General features: G+C 41.8%; 5 protein-coding genes and 1 pseudogene. 1 reads left to right on the plus strand and 5 read right to left on the minus strand.

Features of this window, described 5'->3' with window-relative positions; genetic code table 11:
- Positions 1-27: 27 nt before the first annotated feature.
- From ABES03_RS08155 to ABES03_RS08170, 4 genes are all read right to left on the minus strand, one after another.
- A complete protein-coding gene (locus ABES03_RS08155) occupies positions 28-234 on the minus strand; it encodes a hypothetical protein (protein ID WP_430116714.1) in 207 nt (68 codons plus the stop codon).
- 83 nt (positions 235-317) lie between these two features.
- Entirely contained in the window at positions 318-956 is a 639-nt protein-coding gene (locus ABES03_RS08160; protein WP_430116717.1) for an MFS transporter, read from the minus strand.
- A gap of 91 nt (positions 957-1,047) precedes the next feature.
- The gene (locus ABES03_RS08165; RefSeq protein WP_430116718.1) at positions 1,048-1,353 is read right to left on the minus strand and encodes an ArsR/SmtB family transcription factor; all 306 of its coding nucleotides are present in this window, start codon (positions 1,351-1,353) and stop codon (positions 1,048-1,050) included.
- Positions 1,354-1,382: 29 nt separating this feature from the next.
- The gene (locus ABES03_RS08170) at positions 1,383-2,147 is read right to left on the minus strand and encodes an SDR family NAD(P)-dependent oxidoreductase (RefSeq protein ID WP_430116720.1); all 765 of its coding nucleotides are present in this window, start codon (positions 2,145-2,147) and stop codon (positions 1,383-1,385) included.
- Between the two features lie 168 nt (positions 2,148-2,315).
- Here ABES03_RS08170 and ABES03_RS08175 point away from each other — a divergent pair, with 168 nt between their 5' ends.
- Positions 2,316-2,504: a DUF4177 domain-containing protein gene (locus ABES03_RS08175; RefSeq protein ID WP_430116722.1), complete on the plus strand. Its 189-nt coding sequence runs from the start codon at positions 2,316-2,318 to the stop codon at positions 2,502-2,504.
- Between the two features lie 192 nt (positions 2,505-2,696).
- On the opposite strand, the pseudogene ABES03_RS08180 reads toward ABES03_RS08175, so the two are convergent.
- A pseudogene (locus ABES03_RS08180) lies at positions 2,697-4,553 on the minus strand (fructose-specific PTS transporter subunit EIIC).
- Between the last annotated feature and the right edge of the window lie 151 nt (positions 4,554-4,704).

Genomic DNA, 4,704 nt, shown 5'->3' on the forward strand with positions numbered 1-4,704 from the left:
TAAAGCGCCGGGGGACTGTCCCCACCCCTAGAACCATCTGAGGCTACGCCCAAAGTAGGCCCAGAATACAAAGGTGATGATGGATAAGGAGATGATGGTGATGAGCCAGGCTCGATCGAATAAGCTCCAGCCCTGTCTATCCGCAAACCATTCTCCCAGCAGGATGCATAAATAAAATATAATAAATTCCTTAACTTTTAATAGGATAAAGCTTAAAAGTCCATGGATATCCACTCACGGTTCCCCCTCGCTTGTACATCTATATTCCTTTACGAAGGGTAATAACACATTATGATTTGCCATCAACCATGAAAATTCTACACCCTGTTTAAAGAATCCGTTGTCTTCACTGAAGATTTAGCCTTTACAGTAACAGGACTAGGGCTTTTGATGAAGAAAGACAGTACAACATTGATCACAGCTAATACTAAACTGATTTTAAATACCAGTGAAGATCCCGTTGCTGCTGCTTGTGTTGGTTCATTCGCAACAGTGGCTAAGTAACCATTCTGTTTTGCTGATAAAATCGATACCATTACTGCAATACCAATAGCGCCAGCTACTAGTTGAATCGTTTGAGTTAAAGCAATTCCATCTGGATAGTATTGTCTAGAAAGCGAATTGAGCGTGTTTGTTTGTACCGAAGCAAGCACCGCGCCTATCCCTAACATCGTGACAATATGAGTGACTACAATCATCCATAAAGCCGTTCCTGTTCCAAACTGTGAATAACATACATAACCAATTGCTACTAAAATGGTTCCAGGTGTAATCACTGCTTTCGGACCATACACGTCAAATAAACGACCAATCACTGGAGCTAATATACAGTTAAGTAAGCTACCAGGTAGAAGAATCAGACCTGTTGTAAAAGCAGCAATTAAAAGAGCCATTTGCATGTACATGAGTAAAATAACAAGCATGGATAACATATTAAAAAACGTGATAAAACTCATAATGACAGCAAAACCCAGTATTGGATGTCAATTTGGTTTACATCAAATAGCTTCCAGTTGGTGAGGGGGGGTGAATAGAAAAAAGAGCAAGTCATAAAATGCACTCGCTCTCAACAATCTGAATCAGCTGCTTCAATTGTGCGACGCTCTGGTCTAGTGAAAGGGAATAATAGCGCTGGGTTCCTTTTTGTTCACTGACGACGAGTTGGGTGTCGCGCATGATTTTTAAGTGATGGGAGATCGCCGGGCGCGATAGGCTAGATTGTTCGGCGATTTCATTGACACTTAATGGTTCTTTTTCGGCAAGCAACAGGATGATGTCCTGCCTTGCTGGATCCGCAAGAGCGGTGAATAACGGTATACATGAACGAAATACATCGATTGCTTGTTGAGCCATCCTTAACAAATCCCCTTTGTTTGAAAAAATTACTTCTCTCCCGCTACATACTTGGAAATCTTAGCCGCCAGACTCCTTGGCATAAATTTTGCCCCAAGCACTCCTGCTTTATTTAAGCCGCCTGTCACAATGACACGTTTCCCGCGCATCAATGCCTCGTATCCCTGTTTTGCTACCACATCCGATGACATCGCTGAACTGAACATTTTCGAGTTCTCCACACTTGCCACCGCGCCGAAGTTCGTTTTGGTAGCCCCTGGGCAAAGTGTAGTTACTGTCACGCCAGTGCCTATCAGCTCCTCGACTAGTGCTTCCGAGAAGGAAAGGACATAGGCTTTGCTTGCAAAGTAAACTGCCATCAATGGACCTGGCTGGAATGCCGCCGTACTTGCGACATTCAGAATTCTGCCGTTGTTTCGTTGCTTCATTTTTGGCAGGAAGTAGTAGGTCAGTTCCGTCAGAGCCGTGATGTTTAATTGAATCATATTGGATTGTTTCTTGAGGTCGAGCTCATCAAACTTGCCCATCAATCCGAAGCCGGCATTATTCACGAGAACGTCAACGGAAATGCCTTTTTGTTCTACTTTTTCAAAAATCTCTTTCGCAGCACCTGGCGTACTTAAGTCCATAGGAATGACGGTTACTTCTATATTGGAATAGGATTGCTTGATTTCATTTAGAGTGTTTTCGTTTCTTGCAACTAAAACAAGATTATAGCCATCCTTCGCAAACAGTTTAGCAAACTCATAGCCTAAGCCGCTGGTTGCTCCGGTAATTAAAGCAGTTTTTTTCATAAAATGAACCTCCATTAGTTGTGTATATGTTTAAATGTTTAAGTGTTTAAACATATAATAATTAAAGTGCGACAAGATGTCAATGAAAGCCAAATGGTAAAATTATGAAACCTTTCTATCTGCTGTGCGTATTATTAGGTAGATTATTAGATGTTGGAGTGATTACATATGTATGAGCATGAATTTGTTAGAGTAGATTTAACGATGTTTGGAGGCAAACCGAAAGAGAGCTACCACGACATTATAAAGGAGTATGAAAAGGATGGGTGGGAATTAGTGCAGATTTTTGCTCCAGGAACAGCTGCCTATGGGTCTGCAGCATATTTTGAAATCATCTTAAAGAGAAGAGTGGAATAGAGAGAATCTACATCGATTTTAACGAGATTTATTTTTAAAAAAAGTAGAAGTAGAGCCCGTCTACATCGACGTTAACGGATTTTTTATAAAAAAAATAGAAGTAGAGCCCATCTACATTAACCGTTCACCTATTTATTTAAAAAAAACAAAAAAGAAGAGCCCCCACCAGGACTCTTCTTCCCAAAACCAAACCTATTCAATTTGCCCCAACAACTCTAATGCTTGTTCCTTGGTTTCAATCGCTAACAACTGCTCTCTATACTCCTCGTTCATCAGTTTCCGAGATAGCATCTGAAGAATCTTAAGATGTTCATTGCCCGCTGCTTCTTCCGGCACAGCAATCATAAAGATTAACTTGGCAGGTGTGCCGTCATACGCTTCCCAGTCCACACCATCGCGTTTCAGACCGAACACCACAGTTGGTGTGACAACCGCCTTCGATTTACCGTGAGGGATAGCAATCGACATGCCGATTCCTGTTGTACTTTCTTTTTCACGATTCATGATCGCCTTTTTGAATTTACGCTTCGATTTGATGGCGCCAAACTCGTCTAACTTCTCAATCATTTCATCAATTACAGATTCCTTCGTGTTCCCTTGGATGGTTGTTTCAATAAGCTCTAGACTGATTAAATCCGTTAATTTCATCTATTATCACTCCACATTCTTTTTCAATGCATTGACCATAAGTGCTGTCACAACGACCCCAACTACAATTGCAACTAAGAACATTACCACATTATCCACTGCACCAAGTGCGGCAACAATCAATCCTCCGTGTGGAACGTGGTCGCCAACGTGGCTTAGCATCGCTATGACCGAACCAGCCATGGAACCAACCATGATACTTGGAATAACGCGAAGCGGGTCTTTGGCTGCGAATGGAATCGCCCCTTCTGTGATACCGAATAGACCCATGAAGAAGGCGGCTTTACCAGCCTCTTGTTCTGCATCTTCGTATTTTTTCTTGTTCAAAAGTGTCGCAAGACCCATACCGATTGGAGGGATACAGATCGCTGCTGCGATAGAACCCATGATGGCGTAGTTACCAGAAGCGATCATCGCTGAACCGAATAAGAAAGCAACTTTATTGACTGGACCACCCATGTCAAAGGAAATCATGGCACCTAATAATAACGCTAATAAAATAGAACTTGTACCTTGCATACCATTTAAGAAATCAGTTAATGCTGTGAACACACCGGCAACTGGTTTACCAAGGATAAAGATAAAGACGGCTGAAACAACCACACTTGCTAAAATAGGGATGATCAAGATTGGCATAATGGGCTGCACCATTTTTGGTACTTTCCAGCTCTTGATCCATTTTGCTACATAACCTGCGATAAAACCGGCAATAATTCCACCAAGGAATCCTGCACCTGCTTCACTGCTATAAAATTCCCCGTGAGCTGCAATATATCCGCCAACCATACCAGGGACTAATCCCGGACGGTCTGCAATACTCATCGCGATAAATCCGGCTAAAATGGGAACCATGAATCCGAATGAAGCGGCACCAACGTTTAAAACAGAGTTCCAAATGGAATCTGGGTCTACGACCATCCCTTTAGCGGTTGGATGACCGCCAAGACCTAAAGCTAACGCGATTAAGATCCCGCCAACCACGACGAATGGAATCATGTACGATACACCGTTCATTAAGTGGCGATAAAACGGGTTTTGTTTCTCTTTTCTATCATTTTTAATTTGATCTACTGACTTCATGCTTTCTTTATGAACAGGGACGTCACCTGTTAACACCTGATTGATTAATTCTTCTGGCTTGCGGATACCATCCTGTACGCCTGTTACCAGCAGCTTTTTACCAACAAATCTTGATGTATCAACGGTTTTATCGGCTGCGATGATAATGCCATCTGCTTCTTGAATTTCTTGTTCCGTTAGTTCATTTTCGACCCCGATGGACCCTTGCGTTTCGACCTTCATTTGATGTCCTAGCTTTTCGCCGGCCTTTTGTAAGTTTTCAGCTGCCATATACGTATGGGCAATGCCGTTTGGACATGAGGTAATCGCTAATAACTTCATGTATGCTTTCATCTCCTGTATGTAAGATTTTTTTTGAAAAATATTTTAAATAATGTCTATGTATTAGTTATACTACTGAAATCGATTTCAAAAAGAATGAATGTTTACCGCAATATGCGGAAAAACCTGTTTTAATACGACAAAAACCGTC

The sequence above is a fragment of the Neobacillus rhizosphaerae genome (assembly GCF_050477885.1).
Lineage (GTDB): Bacteria > Bacillota > Bacilli > Bacillales > Cytobacillaceae > Neobacillus > Neobacillus rhizosphaerae_A.

Excerpts from the sequence above, each read along its gene's own strand:
- ABES03_RS08160 (WP_430116717.1), bottom strand. The coding sequence starts at position 956 with ATGAGTTTTATCACGTTTTTTAATATGTTATCCATGCTTGTTATTTTA.
- ABES03_RS08165 (WP_430116718.1), bottom strand. The coding sequence starts at position 1,353 with ATGGCTCAACAAGCAATCGATGTATTTCGTTCATGTATACCGTTATTC.
- ABES03_RS08170 (WP_430116720.1), bottom strand. The coding sequence starts at position 2,147 with ATGAAAAAAACTGCTTTAATTACCGGAGCAACCAGCGGCTTAGGCTAT.
- ABES03_RS08175 (WP_430116722.1), top strand. The coding sequence starts at position 2,316 with ATGTATGAGCATGAATTTGTTAGAGTAGATTTAACGATGTTTGGAGGC.